The sequence below is a fragment of the Serratia nevei genome, assembly GCF_024160145.1.
Lineage (GTDB): Bacteria > Pseudomonadota > Gammaproteobacteria > Enterobacterales > Enterobacteriaceae > Serratia > Serratia nevei_A.
Genome location: NZ_JAMYWQ010000003.1, coordinates 1 through 23,671, shown reverse-complemented (window position 1 = coordinate 23,671; position 23,671 = coordinate 1). Strand labels below are relative to the sequence as shown.

The window sequence follows — 23,671 nt, the reverse complement described above, 5'->3', positions numbered from 1 at the left end:
AGCTACAACGCATTAATCATCTAAAAATCCCAGACATTTAAGAAGGCGGTCACAAAATGTCGCGTAAAGCAGAATATGTGGCGAGAGTCGGCAATAAATAGAGTTAAATAGACGTGTGTTGACTGTATTAATGATTTCCAAGAGGTGATCTTGCGCGATTTATTCGTATCAGTGACGGTATCTGGCGAGAATAAATTTCATTTTCCATTTTAATTAAAAAAGTGAATTAATATATTTGGTGAATTGGTTGCAACTATTGCACGCCCGGTTGCGTGAATTCCTCCCGTGACTTTCATCGGCGTTATTCAACGCAGGTATGACTCATGCGCTGCCACCGCTCAAAATGTCACCAAAACTTCCCGCGATCTCTGCACCCCGTTGTGGCATAATGCGCGCCAAATCACATTCCCTATGCATATAAAGAGCGAGCGCTGTGTTAAGCACCAACAACATCACCATGCAGTTCGGCAGCAAGCCGTTGTTTGAAAACATCTCTGTTAAATTCGGCGGCGGCAACCGTTATGGCCTGATCGGCGCCAACGGCTGCGGCAAGTCCACCTTTATGAAAATCCTCGGCGGCGATTTGGCGCCAACCGGCGGCAACGTGTTCCTCGATCCGAACGAGCGCCTGGGTAAACTGCGTCAGGATCAGTTCGCCTTCGAACAATACAGCGTGCTGGACACCGTGATCATGGGCCACACCGAACTGTGGGCGGTGAAGGAAGAGCGCGACCGCATCTACGCCATGGCGGAGATGAGCGAAGAAGACGGCTATAAAGTGGCCGATCTGGAAGTCGCTTACGGCGAGATGGACGGTTACACCGCTGAAGCGCGCGCCGGCGAACTGCTGCTTGGCGTCGGTATTCCGGTGGAACAGCACTACGGCCCGATGAGCGAAATCGCGCCGGGCTGGAAGCTGCGCGTGTTGCTGGCGCAGGCGCTGTTCTCCGATCCGGAAATCCTGCTGCTCGACGAACCGACCAACAACCTGGACATCGATACCATTCGCTGGCTGGAGCAGGTGCTGAACGAACGCAACAGCACCATGATCATCATCTCGCACGACCGTCACTTCCTGAACATGGTCTGCACCCACATGGCGGATCTGGACTACGGCGAACTGCGCGTTTATCCGGGCAACTACGACGAATACATGACCGCCGCCACCCAGGCGCGTGAGCGTCTGCTGGCCGACAATGCCAAGAAGAAGGCGCAGATCAACGAGCTGCAATCGTTCGTCAGCCGCTTCAGCGCCAACGCCTCCAAATCCAAGCAGGCCACCTCGCGCGCCCGCCAGATCGACAAGATCCAGCTGGAAGAAGTGAAGGCCTCCAGCCGCCAGAACCCGTTCATCCGTTTCGATCAGGACAAGAAGCTGTTCCGTAACGCGCTGGAAGTGGAAGCGCTCACCAAGGGCTTCGACAACGGCCCGCTGTTCAGCAAGCTGAACCTGATGGTGGAAGTGGGAGAGAAGGTTGCGGTGCTGGGTGCCAACGGCATCGGTAAAACCACCCTGCTGAAAACGCTGGTGGGCGACGCACAGCCGGACAGCGGCACCGTGAAGTGGTCGGAAAACGCCCGCATCGGTTACTACGCGCAGGATCACGAATACGAGTTCGACGATACCCTGACCGTGTTCGACTGGATGAGCCAGTGGAAGCAGGAAAAAGACGACGAGCAGGCGGTGCGCAGCGTGCTGGGCCGTTTGCTGTTCAGCCAGGACGACATCAAGAAGAAAGTGAAGGTGCTGTCCGGTGGTGAGAAGGGCCGCATGCTGTTCGGCAAGCTGATGATGCAGCGCCCGAATATTCTGGTGATGGACGAACCGACCAACCACCTGGATATGGAATCCATCGAATCGCTGAACATGGCGCTGGAGATGTACGAAGGCACGCTGATCTTCGTCTCCCACGACCGTGAGTTCGTCAGCTCGCTGGCGACGCGCATTCTGGAAATCACCCCGAACAAGGTGATCGACTTTACCGGCAACTACGAAGACTATCTGCGCAGCCAGGGCATCGTGTAACCCTCGCGGCAACGCATCAGGGCGGGCATTATCCCGCCCTTTTTTTATCCGTCATTTCCCGCCGCACACCTCGCAGTGCGGATCCTTCGGCAGCTTCATCTCACGGAACTGCATGCTCATCGCATCGAACATCAACAGCTTGCCGCGCAGCGGCTGACCATAGTCGGCCAGCAGCTTGATGGCTTCCATCGCCTGCAGGGTGCCGATGGTGCCGACCAGCGGCGCCATCACGCCCGCTTCGACGCAGGTGAGGGCGCTGTCGCCGAACAGCCGGCTCAGGCAGCGGTAGCAGGGCTCGCCCGGCTGATAGGTGAACACGCTGAGCTGGCCCTCCATGCGGATCGCCGCGCCGGAAACCAGCGGCCTCTGCTGCGCGTGGCACAGGCGGTTCAGGGCGTCGCGCGCCGCCACGTTGTCGGTGCAGTCCAGCACCAGATCGCAGGCGGCGATCTCTGCCGCAACCGCCTCATCTTCCAAACGGCCGTCGATCGCGTCGATGCGGATATGCGGGTTGATGGCGCTCAGTTCCTGCCTGGCGGAGGCGACTTTGCTCTGGCCGATGCGATCGTCGCGGTGCAGGATCTGGCGCTGCAGGTTGGAGAGCGAGACGGTGTCGAAATCCACCAGCACCAGATGGCCGACGCCGGCCGCCGCCAGGTAAGGCGCGGCGGCGCAGCCCAGCCCGCCCAGCCCGGCGATCAGCACGCGGGCGGCCTTCAGCTTCTCCTGGCCGTCGAAGTCAAAGCCGCGCAGCACGATCTGGCGGTTGTAGCGCAGCGCTTCGGCGTCGGTCAATTCCGGCAGCATGCTCAGCTCCTTAACAGGGCGTTGAACGGCTCGATCTCCACCGTTTCGCCTACCGCCACCGAACCGCGTTCGCGCTCCAGCACGATGAAACAGTTGCCCTGGCTGTAGGAGCTGAAGACGTGCGAGCCCTGGTGGCCGGTGGTGCTGACCTCCAGTTCGCCCGCGGCGTTGCTGCTGAACACGCCGCGCTGGAAATCGAGGCGGCCCGGCGATTTCTTCAGCGGCGTCAAGGCGCGCGCCCGCAGGCGCGGCGGCAGGCGCCAGTCGCTGTGGCCGGCCAGCTTCGCCAGCAGCGGCTGCACCAGCTGGTAGAAGGTCAGGGCGGCGGAAACCGGGTTGCCCGGCAGGCCGCAGAACCAGGCGTGGCCCAGCTTGCCGAAGGCGAAGGGTTTGCCGGGTTTGATCGCCAGCTTCCAGAAGCTGACCTGGCCCAGTTCGTCGAGCATCTGTTTAGTGTAGTCGGCTTCGCCGACCGAGACGCCGCCGCTGCTGATCACCACGTCGGCCTGGCTGTCCGCCCGTTCGAAAGCGGCGCGCAGCGCATCGCGATCGTCGCGGATAATGCCGAGATCAAGCACCTCGCAGCCCAGCTGTTCCAGCATCAGGCGCACCGCGAAACGGTTGGTGTCGTAGATTTGGCCCGCCTGCAGCGGCTGGCCGACCGGCTGCAGCTCGTCGCCGGTAGAGAACACTGCCACCTTCAGCTTACGCATTACCTGCACCTCGGCGACGCCAAGCGAAGCCAGCAGCGGCAGCTGCGCGGCGCCCAGCTTCACGCCCGCCGGCAACACGCTCGCGCCCCGGCGAATGTCTTCACCCGCCAGACGGATATTCTGGCCGGCTTCAACCGGCGCGGTAAAACGCACGCCCTGGTCGCTCACCTCGGCCTGCTCCTGCATGACCACCGCGTCCGCCCCGGCCGGGATCGGCGCGCCGGTCATGATGCGCACGCAGCTGTTGGCCGGCCATTGGCCGTCGAACGGCGCACCGGCGAAGGCCTTACCGGCGACCGGCAGCGGCGCATTGGCCGCCAGATCGGCGAGGCGCAGCGCATAGCCGTCCATCGCCGAGTTGGCGAACGGCGGCACGTCGAGCGGCGAGACCACCGGCGCGGCGGTGATGCGGCCGGCGGCGGCGGTCAGGGCGACGGATTCGCTTTGCTGCAGCGGCGCGATCTGCCCAAGCATTTTTTCCAGCGCTTGCTCCAGGGAGATGAGATCGGAAGTATGGCAATGATCCATAAAGGAAACTCCGTAATCAGGGTGCGCTAAAATAGCGACAAAGTGCGGGTATTATGGCAGAGAACGCCGGGGGGGAGAACGGGTTATGCTTGCCATCTTTCGTACTGCGGCGCCGGGGTGAATGGGTATAAACTCTGCAAAACAGAGGAGCATCATAATGCATAAACAGGTTATCGAGTTCTGGTTCGACGAGATCGAACCGATCATGTGGTTTAAAAAGGACGACGATTTCGATCGTCTGCTGCACAGCCGTTTCGGCGAAATCTGGCGGGCAGCGGCGGCGGGGGAGCTGGCGCACTGGCGCGACACCATCGAAGGGCGCCTGGCGGAGGTGATCGTGCTCGATCAGTTCAGCCGCAACCTGTTCCGCGGCACGCCGCAGTCGTTCGCCTGCGACGGCATGGCGCTGATCCTGGCGCAGGAGGCGATCCGCAGCGGCGAGTGCGAACGGCTGAGCCGCGAGCAGCGTGGCTTCCTCTATCTGCCGTTCATGCATTCGGAATCGCCGCTGATCCACCAGCAGGCGCTGGTGCTGTATACCGAGCTCAACAACGGCGACCAGCTGGAGTTCGAGCTGCGGCATAAGGCGATCATCGATCGTTTCGGCCGCTACCCGCATCGCAATGCGATATTGGGGCGCACCAGCACGCCGGAAGAAGAAGCCTTTTTACAACAGCCTGGATCAGGCTTTTAATCGTTGGATCATCTGCGCCCGGCCGGGGAAAAAACAGCAGGCCGGGCGCCACAATAAGCGTTATTCAGCGCGAACGTTTATTTCCTTACGCCATGCCGCTATTTCCGCACGCGAAATTACCAATCATCTCAGCCGCAGGATAAGCGGTTTGTCGTTTTTTATAACCTGCTGTTTTTATTCCAATAAGCTATTTCAAGGTGCGAAACGGTCTAAGCGCGCTACGCTAAAAGCGGGGCGTGGACGTTATGCTGTACTTCCACTGCAGGACTAAATAGAGTCGAAAAAGACTGAATAATAATGATACCGCGCTCAGCTTATTCGCTGCGCAACGGCGGGATTAACACAGGGTGTCAGGCAAATGAGCAAACCAGTGATTGCCATTCATGGCGGCGCGGGCGCAATTACCCGGGCGGCGCTGAGTGCGGAAAAAGAACGGCTGTATATCCAGGCGCTGTCCGAGATCGTGGCCGCCGGGCAGGCGATATTGGCGCAGGGCGGCAGCGCGCTGGACGCGGTGACCGAAGCGGTGCGGCTGCTCGAAGAGTGCCCGCTGTTCAACGCCGGTAAAGGATCGGTGTTCACCCATCAGGGCACCCACGAGCTGGACGCCTGCGTGATGGACGGCCGCACCTGCGATGCCGGCGCCGTCGCCGGCGTCAGCCGCATACGCAACCCGGTGCTGGCGGCGCGCGCGGTGCTGGAAAACAGCGAACACGTGCTGTTTGCCGCCGAAGGCGCCGAGAAGTTTGCCGCGGCCCACGGCCTGGAACTGGTCACCCCCGATTTCTTCTTTACCCAGGAACGTTTCGATCAGCTGCACCGGGCCCAGGCGGAGCAGGGCCGGGTATTGCTCGATCACGACGGCGCGGCGCAGGCCGGCGATCCGCTCGATCCCGATCGCAAATTCGGCACCGTCGGCGCGGTGGCGCTGGATGCGCTGGGCAACCTCGCCGCCGCCACCTCCACCGGCGGCATGACCAACAAGCAGGCCGGGCGGGTGGGCGACACGCCGATCATCGGCGCCGGTTGCTATGCCAACAACGCCACGGTGGCGGTCTCCAGCACCGGCACCGGCGAAATCTTCATGCGCGGCGTGGCGGCCTATGACGTCTCCGCCCTGATTGAATACGGTGGGCTAAGCCTGCAGGCGGCCAGCGATCGGGTGGTGATGGAGAAGCTGCCGGCGCTCGGCGGCAGCGGCGGCATGATCGCCGTCGATCGTCACGGCAATATTGCGCTGCCGTTCAACTGCGAGGGGATGTATCGCGGTTTTGGTTATGTCGGCGATGCGCCATCCGTCGGGATTTATCGCTAAGCGTTCACCGGGAGGGTGCATGACCGACGTTTCACTCCGGCCCGCTGGCGGCGGGCCGTCATTGCCGCCGCAGCGGGTGCTGACGGTGCGCGATCTGAGCATCAGTTTTCCTCAAGCGGACGGCGCCGTGGCAGCGGTGCGCAACCTGTCGTTCGATCTCGATCGCGGCGAGACGCTGGCGATCGTCGGTGAGTCCGGCTCCGGCAAATCGGTGACTTCGCTGGGGCTGATGCGGCTGGTGGAGCAGGGCGGCGGGCGCATCGTCGGCGGCGCCATGACGCTGCGCCGGCGCGACGGCGCGCTGCTCGATCTGGCGCGCGCCTCGCAGAGCACGCTGCGCACGGTGCGCGGTGCCGACATGGCGATGATCTTCCAGGAGCCGATGACTTCGCTTAACCCGGTATTTCCGGTCGGCGAGCAGATCGCCGAATCACTGCGCCTGCATCAGGGCATGGACCGCCGCAGCGCGCGCCAGGAGGCGCTGCGCATGCTCGATCTGGTGCGCATTCCGGAGGCCAAAGAGGTGCTGGGGCGCTACCCGCACCAGCTTTCCGGCGGCATGCGCCAGCGGGTGATGATCGCCATGGCGCTCTCCTGCAAACCGGCGCTGCTGATCGCCGATGAACCCACCACCGCCCTCGACGTCACCATTCAGGCGCAGATCCTGCAGCTGATCCGCGTGCTGCAACGGGAGATGCAGATGGGGGTGATCTTCATTACTCACGACATGGGCGTGGTGGCGGAGATCGCCGATCGGGTGCTGGTGATGCGCCGCGGCGAGCAGGTGGAACAGAATCGGGTGCGCGAGCTGTTTGCCGCGCCGCAGCAGGCCTATACCCGGGCGCTGTTGGCGGCGGTACCGAAGCTGGGGGCGATGGCCGATCGGCCGCTGCCGGCGAAGTTTCCGCTGCCGGGCGGCGAGGAGGATACGGCGCCGCAGGATACCGTGCCGCCAGATGCTGCGCCGATCCTGCGGGTGGCGCATCTGGTTACGCGCTTTGATCTGCGCGGCGGGCTGTTCAATCGGGTTACTCGCCGGGTGCACGCGGTGGAAAACGTCAGTTTCGATCTTTACCCCGGCGAGACGCTGGGGCTGGTGGGCGAGTCCGGCTGCGGCAAGTCCACCACCGGGCGCTCTTTGCTGAAGCTGGTGGACAGCCAGAGCGGCACCATCACCTTCGCCGGGCGGCGGATAGATCAATTGAAGGGGCCGGCGCTGCAGCACCTGCGGCGCGATATTCAGTTTATCTTTCAAGATCCCTACGCCTCGCTCGATCCGCGCCTGACGGTCGGTTTTTCCATCATGGAGCCGCTGCTGGTGCACAACGTGATGCGCGGCCGGGAGGCGGAGCAACGGGTGGCCTGGCTATTGGAGCGCGTCGGCCTGTTGCCGGAGCATGCGCGCCGCTACCCGCACGAATTCTCCGGCGGCCAGCGCCAGCGTATCTGCATCGCGCGCGCACTGGCGCTGAACCCGAAAGTGGTGATCGCCGACGAGGCGGTCTCGGCGCTGGACGTGTCGATTCAGGCGCAGATCGTCAATCTGTTGCTCGATCTGCAGCGCGAGTTCGGCATCGCTTTTCTGTTTATTTCACACGACATGGCGGTGGTGGAGCGCATCAGCCACCGGGTGGCGGTGATGTACCTCGGGCAGATCGTCGAGATCGGCCCACGGCAGGCGGTGTTCGACAACCCGCAGCATCCCTACACCCGCAAGCTGATGGCGGCGGTGCCGGTGGCCGATCCCGCTCATGCCCACAAACGGCAGCCGCTGCCGGCCGATGAGATCCCGAGCCCGGTGCGCGCGCTGGGCGATGAACCCGTTACCGCACCGCTGGTGCAGGTTGGCGCCGGGCACTTTGTCGCCCGCCACCCGATCGCCGGTGCTTTTTAAAGACCTCAGGAGAGACAAGCGACATGAAGCACACATTCAAACGCAATGCGCTGTTGGCCGCCGTACTGCTGGCGGCGGGAACCGGCCCGGTCTGGGCGGCGAAGGACGCGGTGATCGCCGTGGCCTCCAACTTCACCACCCTCGATCCTTACGACGCCAACGACACGCTGTCGCAGGCAGTGGCCAAGTCTTTCTATCAGGGGCTGTTCGGCTTCGACAAGGACATGAAGCTGGTGAACGTGCTGGCGGACAGCTATGAGGTCAGCAAAGACGGCCTGACCTACACCGTCAAACTGCGCCAGGGAATTAAATTCCACGACGGCACCGCGTTCAACGCCGAGGCGGTGAAGGTAAACCTCGATCGCGCCAGCAACCCGGACAGCCACCTCAAGCGCTACAACCTGTTCAAGATGATCGACAAAACCGAAGCGGTGGACGCCAATACGGTGAAGATCGTGCTGAAGGCGCCGTTCTCGGCGTTCGTCAACAACCTGGCGCACCCGGCGGCGGCGATCATCTCGCCGGCGGCGCTGAAGCAATACGGCAAGGAGATCGGTTTCCACCCGGTCGGCACCGGGCCGTATCAGTTCGTGACCTGGAACCAGACCGATTTCGTCAAGGTGAAGAAGTTCGACGGCTACTGGCAGCCGGGGCTGCCGAAGCTCGACAGCATCACCTGGCGCCCGGTGGTGGATAACAACACCCGTGCGGCGATGTTGCAGACCGGCGAGGCGACCTTCGCCTTCCCAATCCCTTACGAGCAGGCCAAGGTGCTGGAGGGCAACGCCAGGCTGGACGTGGTAGCCGCGCCGTCGATCCTGCAACGTTACATCAGCATGAACGTCACCCAAAAACCGTTCGACAACCCGAAGGTGCGCCAGGCGCTGAACTACGCCATCAACAAGGACGCGCTGATCAAGGTGGCGTTCGCCGGTTACGCGGTGCCGGCGGAAGGGCCGGTGCCGCCGGCCATCGACTTCGCCGCCCGCTATAAGCCGTGGCCGTACGATCCGGCCAAGGCGCGCGAGCTGCTGAAAGAGGCCGGCTACCCGAACGGCTTCACCACCACGCTGTGGTCTTCCCACAACCACAGCACCGCGCAGAAGGTGCTGCAGTTCACCCAGCAGCAGCTGGCGCAGGTGGGGGTGAAAGTGACGGTGACGGCGATGGATGCCGGGCAGCGTGCGGCGCAGGTGGAGAGCGTCGGGGTGAAAGACACCGGCGTGCGGCTGTTCTACACCGGCTGGTCGGCCTCGACCGGGGAAGCGGACTGGGCGCTGTCGCCGCTGTTCTCTACTCAGGCGGCGCCGCCGAAGCAGTTCAACACCGCGTTCTACAGCAATCCGCAGGTGGACAAGGATCTGGCCGATGCGCTGGCGACCACCGATCGCGCCGAGAAGCAGAGACTGTATCAGGACGCGCAGGATCGCATCTGGGCCGACGCGCCCTGGATCTTCCTGGCGACCGAACGCCTGCTGTCGGCCAACAGCAAACAGCTGAGCGGTTTCTACGTGATGCCGGATACCTCGTTCAACTTTGATAACGCCGATCTGAAATAAGGCGCCCATCCCCGCCCGTGGCCAAGCGGCGGCGGGCGGGGGAAGGAATGAGATGCTCAATTATTTTCTGAAACGACTGCTGGGCCTGATCCCGACGCTGCTGATCGTGGCGGTGCTGGTATTCCTGTTCGTCCACCTGCTGCCGGGCGATCCGGCGCGGCTGGCGGCGGGGCCGGAGGCCGACGAGGCGGTAGTGCAGCTGGTGCGCAAGGATTTGGGGCTGGATAAGCCGCTGCCGCAGCAGTTCGCGCACTTCTTCGTCAACGCGCTGCGGGGCGACTTCGGCATCTCGATGGTGTCCAAACGCCCGGTGAGCGAAGAGATCGCCTCGCGCTTTATGCCGACCTTCTGGCTGACCGTCACCAGCATGCTGTGGGCGGTGGCGTTCGGCCTGGCGATCGGCGTGGTGTCGGCGGTGTGGCGTAACCGCTGGCCGGATCGCCTCGGCATGACGCTGGCGGTGTCGGGGATCTCGTTCCCGGCCTTTGCGCTCGGCATGCTGCTGATGCAGGTGTTCTCGGTCGAGCTGGGCTGGCTGCCGACGGTGGGCGCCGACAGCTGGCGGCACTACATTCTGCCTTCGATCACCCTGGGGGCGGCGGTGGCGGCGGTGATGGCGCGCTTCACCCGCGCTTCGTTCGTCGAGGTGTTGCAGGAGGACTACATGCGCACCGCGCGCGCCAAGGGCGTGCGGGAAAGCGTGGTGGTGATGAAGCACGGCCTGCGCAACGCGATGATCCCGGTGGTGACCATGATGGGGCTGCAGTTCGGCTTCCTGCTCGGCGGTTCGATCGTGGTGGAGAAGGTGTTCAACTGGCCGGGGTTGGGGCGGTTGCTGGTGGACTCGGTGGAGATGCGCGATTATCCGGTGATCCAGGCCGAGGTGCTGCTGTTCTCGCTGGAGTTCATTCTGATCAACCTGCTGGTGGATATGCTGTACGCGGCGATCAACCCGGCGATTCGTTATCAATGAGGACGCGGCATGATTAAGCATTGGCGGCGCAACGCCGCACTGAAGGCGATGCCGCTTATCGACTCCAACGCGGTACGCACGCCGTGGAGCGAGTTTTGGCGGCGTTTTCGTCGCCAGCGGGCGGCGCTGGTCGCCGGCCTGTTGGTGCTGTTGCTGATTGCGGCGGCGCTGCTGGCGCCTTATCTGGCACCGTTCGATGCGGAAAACTATTTCGATTACGACCGGCTGAACGAAGGGCCTTCGCTGATGCACTGGCTGGGCGTGGATTCCCTCGGACGCGATATCTTCAGCCGCATCCTGATGGGCACGCGCATTTCGCTGGCGGCCGGGGTGTTCTCGGTGCTGGCGGGCGGGGCGATCGGCACCCTGCTGGGGCTGCTGGCCGGCTACTATGAAGGCTGGTGGGATCGCCTCACCATGCGCGTCTGCGACGTACTGTTTGCGTTTCCCGGCATTCTGCTGGCGATCGGCGTGGTGGCGATCATGGGCAGCGGCATGGCCAACGTGATCGTTGCGGTGGCGATCTTTAGCATTCCGGCCTTCGCCCGCCTGGTGCGCGGCAATACGCTGGTGCTGAAGCACCTGACCTATATCGAATCGGCGCGCAGCATTGGCGCCTCGGACTGGACCCTCATCCTGCGGCACATTCTGCCGGGCACCCTGTCTTCGATCGTGGTCTATTTCACCCTGCGCATCGGCACCTCGATCATCACCGCCGCCAGCCTGTCGTTTCTGGGCCTGGGCGCCCAGCCGCCGACGCCGGAGTGGGGGGCGATGCTCAACGAGGCGCGCGCCGATATGGTGATCGCGCCGCACGTGGCGATCTTCCCCAGCCTGGCGATATTCATCACCGTGCTGGCCTTCAACCTGTTGGGCGACGGATTGCGCGACGCGTTGGATCCGAAACTGAAGGGGTGAGGGTATCACTGAATTGGCATACCCCTGTGTTACGAGTATAATTGGTGAAAATTTGACCCTTGTATATTACAGGGATGAGGAATGGATATGGCAAATAACAATGTGACGAAAAAGACAGTCAACGTAACCATCGATCGCGATCTTTTCCAGCGCGCAAAATCCCTGGGCGTCAACGTGTCATCCGTATTGACAGACGCATTGAGCGTTCGTGTCAGGGACATTGAGATTCAACAGTGGCGCGAGCAAAATCGCGCGGCGTTAGAAGAACTTAATCGCATCACTGAAGAAAATGGTTTGTTGTCTGATGAATATCGGACATTTTGAATATGCAGTTTAACGTATATGACAATACGTATCCGGCATCAGCCTATCCCTACTTACTGGACGTTCAAAGCGATCTTATTGATGTCCTCTCGACCCGGTTAATGATCCCTCTTTATGCGTTGGATAACGTCAGGGTTAAAATTTCTGCACGTTTATGCCCGGAGATTGAGGTAAACGGCGAAAAGTTTCTCGTTATGACCCATGAGATGGCTGCCGTACGTATTTCACAGATCGGGAAGGCCGTTGGTAATGCCAATGAGCATAGGAATCAAATTAAAGCTGCCATCGATTTTCTGATTGATGGCTTTTGAAGAAATCCGGGCGGTTAACCGCCCGGATTTTTTTATCAGCGGAACAGGTGCTCGGCGTGGAAGCGCAGGTGATCTTCCACGAAGGTGGCGATGGTGAAGTAGCTGTGATCGTACCCCGGCTGAATGCGCAGCGTCAGCGGCCAGTCGCGCTGGCGCGCCAGCTCCGCCAACCGCGCCGGCTGCAGCTGGTCGGCCAGGAACTGGTCGTCGTCGCCCTGGTCGATAAGGACCGGCATTTTTTCCGCGCCGCTGGCCAGCAGATGGCAACTGTCGTACTGCAGCCACTGGCTTTCGTCGCTGCCCAGATAGGCGGTGAACGCCTTGCGGCCCCACGGCACCTGGCACGGGTTCACGATCGGTGCGAACGCCGATACCGAGCGGAAGCGCTGCGGATTGCGAAACGCCATCATCAGCGCGCCGTGGCCGCCCATCGAGTGGCCGAAGATCGACTGACGATCGCTGACGCTGAAGTGCTGTTCGATCAGCGCCGGCAGTTCAGCGCTGATGTAGTCGTACATGCGGAAATGGCGATCCCACGGCGCCTGGGTGGCGTTCAGGTAGAACCCGGCGCCCTGGCCCAGATCGTAGCCTTCGTCGTTCGGCACTTCGTCGCCACGCGGGCTGGTGTCCGGCATCACCAGCACCAGGCCCAGCTCGGCGGCGATGCGTTGCGCGCCGGCTTTCAACGTGAAGTTCTCGTCGTTGCAGGTCAGCCCCGACAGCCAGTACAGCACCGGCGGCGGGTTGTCATCGCGCGGCGGCGGCAGGTAGATGCTGAATGTCATGTTGCAATTCAGGCTCTGCGCCGCGTGGCGATAGCGCTGCTGCCAGCCGCCGAACATACGGTGCTCTTCGAGAAGTTCCAATGACAACGTCATCTCTGCCTCCTGGCTTATTGGTCGAAGTGGATGACGGAACGGATCGATTTGCCTTCGTGCATCAAATCGAACGCTTCGTTGATCTGCTCCAGCCCCATGGTGTGGGTGATAAAGTCGTTCAGCGCGAATTCGCCGTCCAGATAGCGCTCGACGATGCCCGGCAGCTGCGAACGGCCCTTGACGCCGCCGAACGCCGAACCACGCCAGACGCGGCCGGTCACCAGCTGGAACGGACGGGTCGCGATCTCTTCGCCCGCGCCTGCGACGCCGATGATCACCGATTCGCCCCAGCCCTTGTGGCAGCACTCCAGCGCGGAACGCATCACGTTGACGTTGCCGATGCACTCGAAGGAGAAATCGACGCCGCCGTCGGTCAGCTCGACGATCACTTCCTGAATCGGCTTGTCATAGTCTTTCGGGTTGATCAGATCGGTGGCGCCCAGCTTGCGGGCCAGATCGAACTTGCTGGTATTGATGTCGATGCCGATGATGCGGCCCGCGCCGGCCATCTGCGCGCCGATGATCGCCGACAGGCCGATGCCGCCCAGGCCGAAGATTGCCACGGTGTCGCCCGGTTGCACTTTGGCGGTGTTCATCACCGCGCCCATGCCGGTGGTCACGCCGCAGCCCAGCAGGCACACTTCTTCCAGCGGCGCTTCCTTGTTGATTTTCGCCAGTGAGATTTCCGGCACCACGGTGTACTCGGAGAAGGTGGACGTGCCCATGTAGTGGAAGATCGGCTTGCCATCCTTGAAGAAGCGGGTGGTGCCGTCCGGCATCAGCCCTTTGCCCTGGGTGGCGCGGATCGCCTGGCACAGGTTGGTCTTGCCGGATTTACAGAATTTGCACTCGCCGCACTCCGGGGTGTAGAGCGGGATCACGTGATCGCCGACCGCCACGCTGGTGACGCCTTCACCGACCGCTTCCACCACGCCGCCGCCCTCGTGGCCGAGGATCGCCGGGAACACGCCTTCCGGATCTTTGCCGGACAGGGTGTAGGCGTCGGTGTGACAAACGCCGGTGGCGACGATCCGCACCAGCACTTCGCCTTTTTGCGGTGGCATCAGCTCGACTTCTTCGATCTTCAGCGGCTGGTTCGGGCCCCAGGCAACGGCGGCGCGGGTTTTGATCATCTCCATCATAGTCTCCTCAGTGGTTTTCTTTTTAAATCAGGCGATTTCGACAACGTCTGATAAATCGTTGGGGGTGCTTGCATCAACAGCGGCGGTTTCCGTCTGTTCAATAATCAACTCTTTCAGCGCGCGCACGTTCGGCCCGAATGCGTCGCGGCGCCACAGCAGCCAGGTGGCGGTGTCGGCCACGTCCGGCGGCAGGGGGTGAACCCGGACCCGCTCATGGCCCGGCAGCAGGCTCAGCACCGAGTGCGGGATCATCGCCAGCCCGGCGCCGCTGGCGACGCAGGCCAGCATGGCGTGATAGGACTGGATCTCCATAATTTGCCCCGGCCGCGCGCCTTCGCGCTTGAACCAGGCCTCCAGCCGCAGGCGATAGGAACAGCTGGCGCGAAAGGCGAACAGCGTTTCGCCATGGGCGTCTTTGGCGCTGTGGATCGGCGCGTGATCGAGACAGGAGATCACCACCATATGTTCAGGATAGGCGATGCAGCCGTTCAGCTCGTCATAGGGTACCGGGCCGTCGACCAGCGCCGCGGCCAGCGTGCCGGCGCGCACTCGATCGGCGATTTCGCCGGAGGTGCCGGTGGTCAGCGACAGCGAAACCTGCGAGAAGCGCTGGTGGTAAGCCGCCAGCAGCGAGGGCAGGCGGGTGGCGGCGGTGCTCTCCATCGAGCCGAGGGCGAAGTTGCCCGCCGGTTCGCCGGCGTGGGTGATGCTCATCGCCTCGTCGCTCAGCGCCAGGATGCGGTTGGCGTAGCACAGAAAGTTATGGCCCATCGGCGACAGGCGCAGGCGCTGTTTTTCGCGGATAAACAGATCGGCGCCCAGCTCCTGCTCAAGCTGGCGCAGCCGGGTGGTCAAATTCGACGGCACGCGGTGCAGCTGCTCGGCGGCGCGGGCGACCGAGCCGGTTTCTGCCACGCAGCAGAACATGCGAAGCTGGGTCAGATCCATAATATTCTCGTTTCGTGATGAACTTGATAACTATTATTCAGTTTTTGTGAGTTTAATACTGCGGCATGATACTGGCAACGTTCTTTTAACCTTTTGGATACCGGTATGGCTTTACGTATTGCCTTGAGCGGTTTTGCCGCGCTGATCGTCGCGATGGGCATTGGCCGCTTCGCTTTCACTCCCCAGGTGCCGCTGATGATCGCGGAACACCAGTTCAGCCTGACCGGCGCCGGGCTGGTGGCGGCGATCAACTATTTGGGCTACCTGTGCGGCGCCTACGACGCGATGCGCGCCACGCGCCACGTCGAGCGGCGTTTGTGGCTTGGCGTGTGGGGCGCGGTGCTGCTGACGCTGCTGTCGGCGCTGGCGCAGAATGAGTGGACGCACGGTGCGCTGCGCTTTGTGATTGGCTGGGCCAGCGGCTGGGCGATGGTGCTGGTGGCGGCCTGGACCAACGAGCGGTTGGCGCACTATGGCCGGCCGGCGCTGAGCGCGGCGGTGTTCGCCGGGCCCGGTGCCGGTATCTTCCTCAGCGGCATGCTGGCGGTGGGCATTAACACGCTGGGGCTGACGGCGGCGCAGGCCTGGCTGGTGTATGGCGGGCTGGCGCTGGTGTTGGTGGGGGCGATTAGCGCCTTTCTGCCGCGTAGCGGCGAACTGCATCGCCCGGACGTGGCCCCGGAGCCGCTGCTGCTGACGCCGGCGCTCAAGCGCCTGGTGTGGAGCTACAGCCTGGCCGGTTTCGGCTACATCCTGCCGGCGACCTTCCTGTCGCAGATGGCGGCGGCGCGTTTTCCCGGCAGCCTGTTCGCGCAGTTCGTCTGGCCGGTATTCGGCGGTGCGGCGGTGCTGGGGATCGTTATCGGTATTTTGACCCGCCGGCGGCTGACCACCCAGACTCGGTTGGCGATTACGCTGTGGGTACAGGCGCTGGGCGTACTGAGCGCCGAAGTGGTGCCGGGCGTGGCCGGCCTGGCGCTCGGGGCGTTGCTGACCGGCGGCGGTTTCCTCTGCGTGGTGCAGCTTGCCCTTCAGCACGGCCGTGAATTGGCGCCGCGCCATGCGCGCTATATGGCCGGGTTGCTGACCACCGGCTATGCGATCGGCCAGCTGGTTGGGCCGATGCTGTCGGCGCTGTCGACCGCCATGACCCATCGGCTGGAGCCGGCGCTATACGTGGCGGTGGCGGTGTTGTTGGTGGCCGGTGCGCTGGTGGTGGATACCCCGGCGCGGCGGTTGGCGCAAAAAACGGCAATGCGGTGATTAAAATCCATACAAAAAACGTGGGATCCCGCAGCCGGCCTGATTGTGCTAAATGCGAATAATTCACCTGCGGATGACGCACAATCACTGGATAATCGCCGCGCTCTCATCTACAGTGGGGGCAAAATCTTGACCGGGTTCACGTTATCCATCACGCAAACCTTGCCGTCACGAGAGCAAGCAATTCGCCGGCCGCACGCCCTACCAGGCCGCCGGCGGGTTCCGTCCGCAGGAGAACAAGTACATGACATCATTAAGTAAAGAAGCCGCGCTGGTGCATGCGGCGCTGGAAGAGCGTGGTCTGGAGACGCCGCTGCGCGGGGAAGTGCTGGATCGCGAAACGCGTAAGCGCCGCATCAAAGAGCACATGACCGAAATCATGCAGCTGCTGAATCTCGATCTGTCCGACGACAGCCTGGCGGAGACGCCGCATCGCATCGCCAAAATGTATGTCGACGAGATCTTCTCCGGGCTGGACTACGCCAACTTCCCGAAAATCACCGTTATCGAGAACAAGATGAAGGTGGATGAGATGGTGACGGTGCGCGATATCACGCTGACCAGCACCTGCGAGCACCACTTCGTGACCATCGACGGCAAGGCCACCGTGGCCTATATCCCGAAAGACTCGGTGATCGGCCTGTCGAAGATTAACCGCATCGTGCAGTTCTTCTCCCAGCGCCCGCAGGTGCAAGAGCGCTTGACCCAGCAGATCCTGGTGGCGCTGCAGACCCTGCTCGGCACCAATAACGTGGCGGTATCGATCGATGCGGTCCATTATTGTGTCAAGGCGCGCGGCATTCGCGACGCGACCAGCGCCACCACCACCACCTCGTTGGGGGGGCTGTTCAAGTCCAGCCAGAACACCCGCCAGGAGTTCCTGCGCGCGGTGCGTCATCACCAGGGGTGATGGCGTTGCGGGGCGACCCGCACGACGACAACAGGCGCCTGCGGGCGCCTTTTTCATGAGCGGAAGACAGCGATAAAAAATGAACAGTCACCCTCTGCCGCGTATCGCCACGCTGGACTGCGTGCGCGGTATCGCCATTCTCGGCATTTTATTGCTGAACATCAGCGCCTTCGGCTTGCCGAAGGCCGCCTACCTTAACCCGGCCTATCTGGGCATGCCGTCATCGCGCGACGCCTGGACCTGGGCGCTGCTCGATCTCTTCGCCCAGGCCAAGTTCCTGGCGATGTTCGCGCTGCTGTTCGGCGCCGGGCTGCAAATGCTGCTGCGGCGCGGCAAAAGCTGGATCCGCGCGCGGCTGTCGTGGCTGGTGCTGTTCGGCCTCGCGCACGCCATCTTCCTGTGGGACGGCGACATTCTGCTGGCCTATGGGCTGATCGGCCTGGTGTGCTGGCGCATGATCCGCGAAGCCAAAGAAACCTTCCAGCTGCTGAAAACCGGCGTGGTGCTGTACCTGATCGGCGTAGCGGTGCTGCTGCTGCTTGGCTTCGTCTCGCACGGTGAGCCGGGCAGTTTCTGGCAGCCGGGCGTGGCGGAGCTGCAGTACGAGAAGTTCTGGAAGCTGCAGGGCGGTTTCGAAGCCTGGCGCAGCCGCGCCGATCTGCTCTCGTCCAGCCTGCTGGCCATCGGCGCGCAGTATGGCTGGGAGCTGGCGGGGCTGATGCTGTTCGGTGCCGGGCTGATGCGCAGCGGCTGGCTGCGCGGCAGTTATTCCTCCGGTTATTACCTGCGGCAGGCGGCGTGGCTGCTGCCGCTTTCGGTGCTGATCCAGCTGCCGGCGGTGGCGTTGCAATGGCAGGTCCACTGGGACTATCGCTGGAGCGGTTTCCTGCTGCAGGTGCCGCGCGAACTGGGCGCCCCGCTGCAGGCGATGGGCTATCTGGCGCTGTGTTACGGTTTCTGGCCCGCCCTGTCGCGCATGCGCATCGCCCGCTGGCTGACCCTGGTGGGGCGCATGGCGCTGAGCAACTACCTGCTGCAAACGCTGATCTGCACCACGCTGTTTTATCGCTTCGGTCTTTATGAGCAGTTCGATCGGCTGCAGCTGCTGGCGTTTGTGCCGCTGGTCTGGCTGGCTAACCTGGCGTTTTCCGCATTGTGGCTGCGTTATTTCGCGCAGGGGCCGATGGAGTGGCTGTGGCGCAAGCTGACGCAGCTGGCCGCCGGCGCAGCGGAACCCAAAGCGCTGAAGTGAGCGCTGGCCGGCAGGTTAAAAAAATGTATGTAAACGTTTTCTTTCCTGTGACGTAATTCACGCGAGCAGCGGGCCAATCGGGGTAGGATAGCGCCACCGGCCACTACCCCGATTTCAGGATCCCGCATGCCTCCAGTTCATCCGATCACCATTCGCGACGTGGCGAAACGCGCCGGGGTCTCCGTGGCGACCGTTTCCCGCGTGCTGAACCACAGCGCGCTGACCAGCAAGGAGACGCGCGAGCAGGTGCTGCAGGCGGTGGCGGATCTGGGCTATCGCCCCAACGCCAATGCGCAGGCGCTGGCGACCCAAAGCAGCGATACCCTGGGGGTGGTGGTGATGGACGTCTCCGATCCGTTCTTCGGCGCGCTGGTGAAAGCGGTAGACACGGTGGCGCAGAAACACCACAAATACCTGCTGATCGGCAACAGCTATCATCAGGCGGACAAAGAGCGCCACGCGATCGAAGTGCTGATCCGCCAGCGCTGTAACGCCCTGATTGTCCATGCCAAAGCCCTGAGCGATGCCGAGCTGATCGGCTTTCTGGATCAGGTGCCGGGCATGGTGCTGATCAACCGGATTATCCCCGGCTATGAGCCGCGCTGCGTCGGGCTGGATAACGTCTGCGGCGCCGAAATGGCGATGCGCCTTTTGCTGTCGCAGGGCCATCGGCGCATCGGCTATCTGGGCTCCAATCACCCGATCGAAGACGGGCCGCTGCGCCAGCAGGGCTATGCGCAGGCGATGGCCGCCGCCGGGCTGGCCACGCCCGACAACTGGCGAGCCTACGGTTCGCCGGATCTGCAGGGCGGCGAGGCGGCGATGGTGGAGCTGCTGGGGCGCAACCTGCAGCTGAGCGCGGTGTTCGCCTACAACGACGCCATGGCCGCCGGCGCCATGGCGGTGCTGAAAGAAAACGGTATCACGGTGCCGCAGCATTTCTCGCTGATTGGCTTTGACGACATCCCCATCGCGCGTTACACCAGCCCCAAACTCACCACGGTGCGCTACCCGATCGTCTCGATGGCCACGCTGGCGACCGAGCTGGCACTGCAAGGCGCAGCAGGCCTGGCGGAGCCGCAGGCCGGTCATCTGTTCATGCCGACGCTGGTGCGCCGCCATTCTGTCGCCCCCTGGCAAAGTGAGGCGACGGTCACTCTCTGACGATTTAATCTTGTGTAACCGTTTTCAATCTGTGAGAAAATTCACAGAATATTAACATCGCGCCGTCTATGCTCTAGGCGTTTTCCGGCGCAAAGGCCCTTGCCGCTGTAACCTAACCTCGCGCTGACACAGCATTTCTCGGAAATAACAAGATCCACGGACGACAGGTATTGAGTGGAAATCGCCTGGCCTGGGGTGTGCGCACTGCCGGTGACCATTGGCTCAAAGACGAGTAATACCCTACACAGAACCGGAGACTGACAATGAATAAGAAGGTTTTCACCCTGGCCGCCATGGCCGCAGCCATGATGTTTGGCGCCGCAGCCCATGCTGACACCCGTATTGGCGTCACGATTTACAAATACGACGACAACTTCATGTCGGTGGTGCGCAAGGCGATCGAGAAAGACGCCAAGGCTTCACCGGACGTCACCCTGCTGATGAATGACTCGCAGAATGACCAGTCCAAGCAGAACGATCAGATCGACGTGCTGCTGGCCAAAGGCGTGAAAGCGCTGGCGATCAACCTGGTCGACCCGGCCGCGGCGCCGGTGGTTATCGATAAGGCGCGCGCAAACGATATCCCGGTGGTGTTCTACAACAAAGAACCTTCCCGCAAGGCGCTGGACAGCTACGACAAGGCGTATTACGTCGGCACCGACTCCAAAGAGTCCGGCGTGATCCAGGGCGAGCTGATCGCCAAACACTGGAAAGCCAACCCGGCCTGGGATCTGAACAAGGACGGCCAGATCCAGTATGTACTGCTGAAGGGCGAACCGGGCCATCCGGATGCCGAAGCGCGCACCACCTACGTGGTGAAAACGCTGAACGACCTGGGCATCAAGACCCAGCAGTTGCAGATGGATACCGCGATGTGGGATACCGCGCAGGCGAAAGACAAGATGGACGCCTGGCTCTCCGGCCCGAACGCCAACAAGATTGAAGTGGTGATCGCCAACAACGACGCTATGGCGATGGGCGCGGTGGAAGCGCTGAAAGCGCACAACAAGACCAGTATCCCGGTGTTTGGCGTCGATGCGTTGCCTGAAGCGTTGGCGCTGGTGAAATCCGGCGCGATGGCGGGCACGGTGCTGAACGACGCCGACAATCAGGCGAAAGCCACCTTCGAGCTGGCGAAGAACCTGGCGGCGGGCAAACCGGCCACCGAAGGCACCCAATATAAAATCGAAAATAAAGTCGTGCGTATTCCTTACGTCGGCGTAGATAAAGACAACCTGTCTCAGTTCATTAAATAAGAATTGAGATCCCGCTAAGACCCCGCCTGCGGCGCCAACACCAGGAATACCGCAGGCGGGGATGTTTACGACTGCAAGATCGTTAAGCCAGGTGTATTTATGGCCGATAGCTCACGCGAGTTTCTGCTGGAAATGACGGATATCTGTAAGTCGTTTCCCGGCGTCAAAGCCTTGGACAATGTCAATTTACGCGTCCGTCCGCACTCGATTCACGCCCTGATGGGGGAGAACGGCGCGGGGAAATCGACGTTGCTGAAATGCCTGTTCGGCATTTACAAAAAAGACAGCGGCAGCATTGTGTTTCAGGGCCGGGAGATCGATTTCAAGAGTTCGAAGGAAGCGCTGGAGCACGGCGTTTCCATGGTGCACCAGGAGCTGAACCTGGTGCTGCAACGCACCGTGATGGACAACATGTGGCTGGGGCGCTACCCGACCAAAGGCCTGTTCGTCGATCAGGAAAAAATGCTCAAGGACACCCAGGCGATCTTCGACGAGCTGGATATCGACATCAACCCGCGTGAAAAGGTGGGCAACCTGTCGGTGTCGCAGATGCAGATGATCGAGATCGCCAAGGCGTTCTCCTACGACGCCAAGATCGTCATCATGGATGAACCGACCTCCTCGCTGACGGAAAAAGAGGTCAACCACCTGTTCACCATCATCCGCAAGCTGAAAGAGCGCGGCTGCGGCATCGTCTATATCTCGCACAAGATGGAAGAGATCTTCCAGCTGTGCGACGAGATCACGGTGCTGCGCGACGGCCAGTGGATCGCCACCCAGCCGCTGGAAGGGCTGGACATGGATAAGATCATCGCCATGATGGTCGGCCGCTCGCTCAGCCAGCGCTTCCCTGACAGGCAGAACACGCCGGGTGACGTGATCCTCGAGGTGAAGAACCTGACGTCGCTGCGCCAGCCCTCGATCCGCGATGTGTCCTTCGATCTGCATCAAGGCGAGATCCTCGGCATCGCCGGGCTGGTGGGCGCCAAGCGCACCGATATCGTCGAGACGCTGTTCGGCATTCGCGAAAAGGTGGCGGGCACCATCAAGCTGCACGGCAAGGCGATCGACAACCACAGCGCCAACGAAGCGATCAACCACGGTTTTGCGCTGGTGACCGAAGAGCGCCGATCCACCGGGATTTACGCCTACCTCGACGTGGGCTTCAACTCGCTGATCTCCAATATCCGCAATTATAAAAACAGGCTCGGCCTGCTGGATAACGCGCGGATGAAGAGCGACACCCAGTGGGTGATCGACGCCATGCGGGTGAAAACGCCCGGGCATCACACCCATATCGGCTCGCTGTCCGGCGGCAATCAGCAGAAGGTGATCATCGGCCGCTGGCTGCTGACGCAGCCGGAGATCCTGATGCTGGATGAGCCGACGCGCGGCATCGACGTGGGCGCCAAGTTCGAGATTTACCAGCTGATGACCGAACTGGCGAAGAAGGGCAAGGGGATCATTATCGTCTCGTCCGAAATGCCGGAGCTTTTGGGGATCACCGACCGTATTCTGGTGATGAGCAATGGTCAGGTTGCGGGCATCGTTAACACCAAACAGACCTCGCAAAATGAAATCTTACGTCTTGCCTCCCTGCACCTTTAAGGATCGGAATTATGAACGCGCTAAATAAAAAAACCTTATTTACCTATTTCAAGGAAGGCGGCATTTACGTGGTGTTGCTGGTGCTGTTGGCCATCATCATCATTCAGGATCCGACTTTCCTCAGCCTGATGAACCTGAGTAACATCCTGACGCAGTCTTCGGTGCGCATCATCATCGCGCTGGGCGTGGCGGGGCTGATCGTGACCCAGGGCACCGACCTGTCCGCCGGGCGGCAGGTAGGGCTGGCGGCGGTGGTGGCGGCGACGCTGCTGCAGTCGATGGATAACGTCAACAAGGTGTTCCCGCACATGGAAACCTGGTCGATTCCCCTGGTCATCCTGCTGGTGTGTGCGGTCGGCGCGGTGATCGGTTTGGTTAACGGCCTGATTATCGCCTATCTCAACGTGACGCCGTTCATCACCACCTTGGGCACCATGATCATCGTCTACGGCATCAACTCGCTGTATTACGACTCGGTCGGCGCTTCGCCGGTGGCGGGCTTCGATCCGAAGTTCTCCGCCTTTGCCCAGGGCTTCTTGCGCTTCGGCGACTTTAAGCTGTCGTACATTACCTTCTATGCGCTGATCGCCATCGTCTTCGTCTGGATCCTGTGGACCAAGACCCGCTTCGGCAAGAACATCTTCGCCATCGGCGGCAACCCGGAAGCGGCCAAGGTGTCCGGGGTCAATGTGCCGCTGAACCTGATCATGATCTATGCGCTGTCCGGCGTGTTCTACGCCTTCGGCGGCCTGCTGGAAGCAGGGCGCATCGGCAGCGCCACCAACAACCTCGGCTTTATGTACGAGCTGGACGCCATCGCCGCCTGCGTAGTCGGGGGCGTCTCCTTCGCCGGCGGGGTGGGTACGGTGTGGGGCGTGGTGACCGGGGTGATCATCTTCACCGTCATCAACTACGGCCTGACCTATATCGGCATCAACCCGTACTGGCAGTACATTATCAAGGGCAGCATCATCATCTTCGCCGTGGCGCTGGACTCGTTGAAATACGCCAAGAAGAAGTAGATTTATCGCCTCGCAGACAACAAAGGCCGGCCTATTGCCTAATGCTGGTCACTTAAGGGTGACCAGCAACTTTTTTATCTGGATATTTCCTGCTTCTGGCCCGGAGTTCTCTAGGATAACTTCGCTCTCTGCGCCCTGGTAGTACCAGCCATTTCGCCTGTTCATA

General features: G+C 61.7%; 21 protein-coding genes. 16 read left to right on the top strand and 5 right to left on the bottom strand.

Annotated elements, in window-relative coordinates:
* The first annotated feature begins 433 nt into the window (after positions 1-433).
* Positions 434-2,026, top strand: coding sequence for an ABC-F family ATPase (locus M6G53_RS03525; protein ID WP_033637709.1), 1,593 nt, complete (start codon positions 434-436; stop codon positions 2,024-2,026).
* Between the two features lie 51 nt (positions 2,027-2,077).
* On the opposite strand, the gene moeB is transcribed toward M6G53_RS03525, so the two are convergent.
* Positions 2,078-2,833, bottom strand: a complete 756-nt coding sequence (gene moeB / locus M6G53_RS03520) for a molybdopterin-synthase adenylyltransferase MoeB (protein WP_253328967.1) — start codon at positions 2,831-2,833, stop codon at positions 2,078-2,080.
* Between the two features lie 2 nt (positions 2,834-2,835).
* Positions 2,836-4,074, bottom strand: a complete 1,239-nt coding sequence (gene moeA / locus M6G53_RS03515; protein WP_253328965.1) for a molybdopterin molybdotransferase MoeA — start codon at positions 4,072-4,074, stop codon at positions 2,836-2,838.
* A gap of 157 nt (positions 4,075-4,231) precedes the next feature.
* Here moeA and M6G53_RS03510 point away from each other — a divergent pair, with 157 nt between their 5' ends.
* From M6G53_RS03510 to M6G53_RS03475, 8 genes are all read left to right on the top strand, one after another.
* Positions 4,232-4,768: a DUF924 family protein gene (locus M6G53_RS03510; protein ID WP_060421380.1), complete on the top strand. Its 537-nt coding sequence runs from the start codon at positions 4,232-4,234 to the stop codon at positions 4,766-4,768.
* A gap of 358 nt (positions 4,769-5,126) precedes the next feature.
* Entirely contained in the window at positions 5,127-6,083 is a 957-nt protein-coding gene (locus M6G53_RS03505; RefSeq protein ID WP_253328963.1) for an isoaspartyl peptidase/L-asparaginase family protein, read from the top strand.
* 19 nt (positions 6,084-6,102) lie between these two features.
* Complete coding sequence (locus tag M6G53_RS03500) at positions 6,103-7,977, top strand: dipeptide ABC transporter ATP-binding protein (protein WP_253328961.1); 1,875 nt, start codon at positions 6,103-6,105, stop codon at positions 7,975-7,977.
* 23 nt (positions 7,978-8,000) lie between these two features.
* Positions 8,001-9,536: a glutathione ABC transporter substrate-binding protein GsiB gene (gsiB, locus tag M6G53_RS03495; protein ID WP_253328959.1), complete on the top strand. Its 1,536-nt coding sequence runs from the start codon at positions 8,001-8,003 to the stop codon at positions 9,534-9,536.
* Positions 9,537-9,588: 52 nt separating this feature from the next.
* Positions 9,589-10,509 carry a glutathione ABC transporter permease GsiC gene (gene gsiC, locus M6G53_RS03490; RefSeq protein WP_038880960.1) on the top strand — a complete coding sequence of 307 codons (921 nt, stop codon included), beginning with the start codon at positions 9,589-9,591 and terminating at the stop codon, positions 10,507-10,509.
* Positions 10,510-10,518: 9 nt separating this feature from the next.
* Positions 10,519-11,427, top strand: a complete 909-nt coding sequence (gene gsiD, locus M6G53_RS03485) for a glutathione ABC transporter permease GsiD (RefSeq protein WP_253328958.1) — start codon at positions 10,519-10,521, stop codon at positions 11,425-11,427.
* A gap of 81 nt (positions 11,428-11,508) precedes the next feature.
* Entirely contained in the window at positions 11,509-11,751 is a 243-nt protein-coding gene (locus M6G53_RS03480) for a type II toxin-antitoxin system CcdA family antitoxin (protein ID WP_078061989.1), read from the top strand.
* A 2-nt stretch (positions 11,752-11,753) separates the two neighbouring features.
* Positions 11,754-12,062, top strand: a complete 309-nt coding sequence (locus M6G53_RS03475; RefSeq protein WP_253328956.1) for a CcdB family protein — start codon at positions 11,754-11,756, stop codon at positions 12,060-12,062.
* A 35-nt stretch (positions 12,063-12,097) separates the two neighbouring features.
* Here M6G53_RS03475 and fghA read toward each other — a convergent pair whose 3' ends face one another.
* The 3 genes from fghA to ptrR are packed head-to-tail and all read right to left on the bottom strand — an operon-like array spanning position 12,098 to position 15,030.
* Positions 12,098-12,940, bottom strand: a complete 843-nt coding sequence (gene fghA, locus M6G53_RS03470) for an S-formylglutathione hydrolase (RefSeq protein ID WP_015377214.1) — start codon at positions 12,938-12,940, stop codon at positions 12,098-12,100.
* Between the two features lie 14 nt (positions 12,941-12,954).
* A complete protein-coding gene (locus tag M6G53_RS03465; protein ID WP_253329344.1) occupies positions 12,955-14,079 on the bottom strand; it encodes an S-(hydroxymethyl)glutathione dehydrogenase/class III alcohol dehydrogenase in 1,125 nt (374 codons plus the stop codon).
* A gap of 30 nt (positions 14,080-14,109) precedes the next feature.
* Positions 14,110-15,030 carry a putrescine utilization regulator PtrR gene (gene ptrR / locus M6G53_RS03460; RefSeq protein WP_253328953.1) on the bottom strand — a complete coding sequence of 307 codons (921 nt, stop codon included), beginning with the start codon at positions 15,028-15,030 and terminating at the stop codon, positions 14,110-14,112.
* Between the two features lie 105 nt (positions 15,031-15,135).
* Between ptrR and M6G53_RS03455 the strand changes: the two genes are divergently transcribed.
* The 7 genes from M6G53_RS03455 to mglC all read left to right on the top strand — a co-directional run bounded on the left by M6G53_RS03455 (position 15,136) and on the right by mglC (position 23,505).
* Entirely contained in the window at positions 15,136-16,293 is a 1,158-nt protein-coding gene (locus M6G53_RS03455) for a YbfB/YjiJ family MFS transporter (RefSeq protein ID WP_253328951.1), read from the top strand.
* A 244-nt stretch (positions 16,294-16,537) separates the two neighbouring features.
* On the top strand, positions 16,538-17,203 hold the full coding sequence (folE, locus tag M6G53_RS03450; RefSeq protein WP_004938969.1) for a GTP cyclohydrolase I FolE: 666 nt from the start codon (positions 16,538-16,540) through the stop codon (positions 17,201-17,203).
* Positions 17,204-17,282: 79 nt separating this feature from the next.
* Positions 17,283-18,455 (top strand): DUF418 domain-containing protein YeiB, encoded by a 1,173-nt coding sequence (yeiB, locus tag M6G53_RS03445; protein ID WP_301286106.1) that lies wholly within the window; start codon positions 17,283-17,285, stop codon positions 18,453-18,455.
* Positions 18,456-18,581: 126 nt separating this feature from the next.
* Positions 18,582-19,619 carry an HTH-type transcriptional regulator GalS gene (galS, locus tag M6G53_RS03440; protein ID WP_253328949.1) on the top strand — a complete coding sequence of 346 codons (1,038 nt, stop codon included), beginning with the start codon at positions 18,582-18,584 and terminating at the stop codon, positions 19,617-19,619.
* A gap of 263 nt (positions 19,620-19,882) precedes the next feature.
* Positions 19,883-20,875 carry a galactose/glucose ABC transporter substrate-binding protein MglB gene (gene mglB, locus M6G53_RS03435; RefSeq protein WP_253328947.1) on the top strand — a complete coding sequence of 331 codons (993 nt, stop codon included), beginning with the start codon at positions 19,883-19,885 and terminating at the stop codon, positions 20,873-20,875.
* 99 nt (positions 20,876-20,974) lie between these two features.
* Entirely contained in the window at positions 20,975-22,483 is a 1,509-nt protein-coding gene (mglA, locus tag M6G53_RS03430) for a galactose/methyl galactoside ABC transporter ATP-binding protein MglA (protein WP_253328945.1), read from the top strand.
* Positions 22,484-22,494: 11 nt separating this feature from the next.
* Positions 22,495-23,505: a galactose/methyl galactoside ABC transporter permease MglC gene (mglC, locus tag M6G53_RS03425; RefSeq protein WP_253328943.1), complete on the top strand. Its 1,011-nt coding sequence runs from the start codon at positions 22,495-22,497 to the stop codon at positions 23,503-23,505.
* Positions 23,506-23,671 lie beyond the last annotated feature (166 nt).

Excerpts from the sequence above, each read along its gene's own strand:
- yeiB (WP_301286106.1), top strand. The coding sequence starts at position 17,283 with ATGAACAGTCACCCTCTGCCGCGTATCGCCACGCTGGACTGCGTGCGC.
- gsiB (WP_253328959.1), top strand. The coding sequence starts at position 8,001 with ATGAAGCACACATTCAAACGCAATGCGCTGTTGGCCGCCGTACTGCTG.
- mglA (WP_253328945.1), top strand. The coding sequence starts at position 20,975 with ATGGCCGATAGCTCACGCGAGTTTCTGCTGGAAATGACGGATATCTGT.
- ptrR (WP_253328953.1), bottom strand. The coding sequence starts at position 15,030 with ATGGATCTGACCCAGCTTCGCATGTTCTGCTGCGTGGCAGAAACCGGC.
- galS (WP_253328949.1), top strand. The coding sequence starts at position 18,582 with ATGCCTCCAGTTCATCCGATCACCATTCGCGACGTGGCGAAACGCGCC.
- moeA (WP_253328965.1), bottom strand. The coding sequence starts at position 4,074 with ATGGATCATTGCCATACTTCCGATCTCATCTCCCTGGAGCAAGCGCTG.
- mglB (WP_253328947.1), top strand. The coding sequence starts at position 19,883 with ATGAATAAGAAGGTTTTCACCCTGGCCGCCATGGCCGCAGCCATGATG.
- M6G53_RS03455 (WP_253328951.1), top strand. The coding sequence starts at position 15,136 with ATGGCTTTACGTATTGCCTTGAGCGGTTTTGCCGCGCTGATCGTCGCG.
- fghA (WP_015377214.1), bottom strand. The coding sequence starts at position 12,940 with ATGACGTTGTCATTGGAACTTCTCGAAGAGCACCGTATGTTCGGCGGC.
- moeB (WP_253328967.1), bottom strand. The coding sequence starts at position 2,833 with ATGCTGCCGGAATTGACCGACGCCGAAGCGCTGCGCTACAACCGCCAG.
- M6G53_RS03510 (WP_060421380.1), top strand. The coding sequence starts at position 4,232 with ATGCATAAACAGGTTATCGAGTTCTGGTTCGACGAGATCGAACCGATC.
- mglC (WP_253328943.1), top strand. The coding sequence starts at position 22,495 with ATGAACGCGCTAAATAAAAAAACCTTATTTACCTATTTCAAGGAAGGC.
- M6G53_RS03465 (WP_253329344.1), bottom strand. The coding sequence starts at position 14,079 with ATGGAGATGATCAAAACCCGCGCCGCCGTTGCCTGGGGCCCGAACCAG.
- folE (WP_004938969.1), top strand. The coding sequence starts at position 16,538 with ATGACATCATTAAGTAAAGAAGCCGCGCTGGTGCATGCGGCGCTGGAA.
- M6G53_RS03475 (WP_253328956.1), top strand. The coding sequence starts at position 11,754 with ATGCAGTTTAACGTATATGACAATACGTATCCGGCATCAGCCTATCCC.
- gsiD (WP_253328958.1), top strand. The coding sequence starts at position 10,519 with ATGATTAAGCATTGGCGGCGCAACGCCGCACTGAAGGCGATGCCGCTT.
- M6G53_RS03505 (WP_253328963.1), top strand. The coding sequence starts at position 5,127 with ATGAGCAAACCAGTGATTGCCATTCATGGCGGCGCGGGCGCAATTACC.
- M6G53_RS03500 (WP_253328961.1), top strand. The coding sequence starts at position 6,103 with ATGACCGACGTTTCACTCCGGCCCGCTGGCGGCGGGCCGTCATTGCCG.
- gsiC (WP_038880960.1), top strand. The coding sequence starts at position 9,589 with ATGCTCAATTATTTTCTGAAACGACTGCTGGGCCTGATCCCGACGCTG.
- M6G53_RS03480 (WP_078061989.1), top strand. The coding sequence starts at position 11,509 with ATGGATATGGCAAATAACAATGTGACGAAAAAGACAGTCAACGTAACC.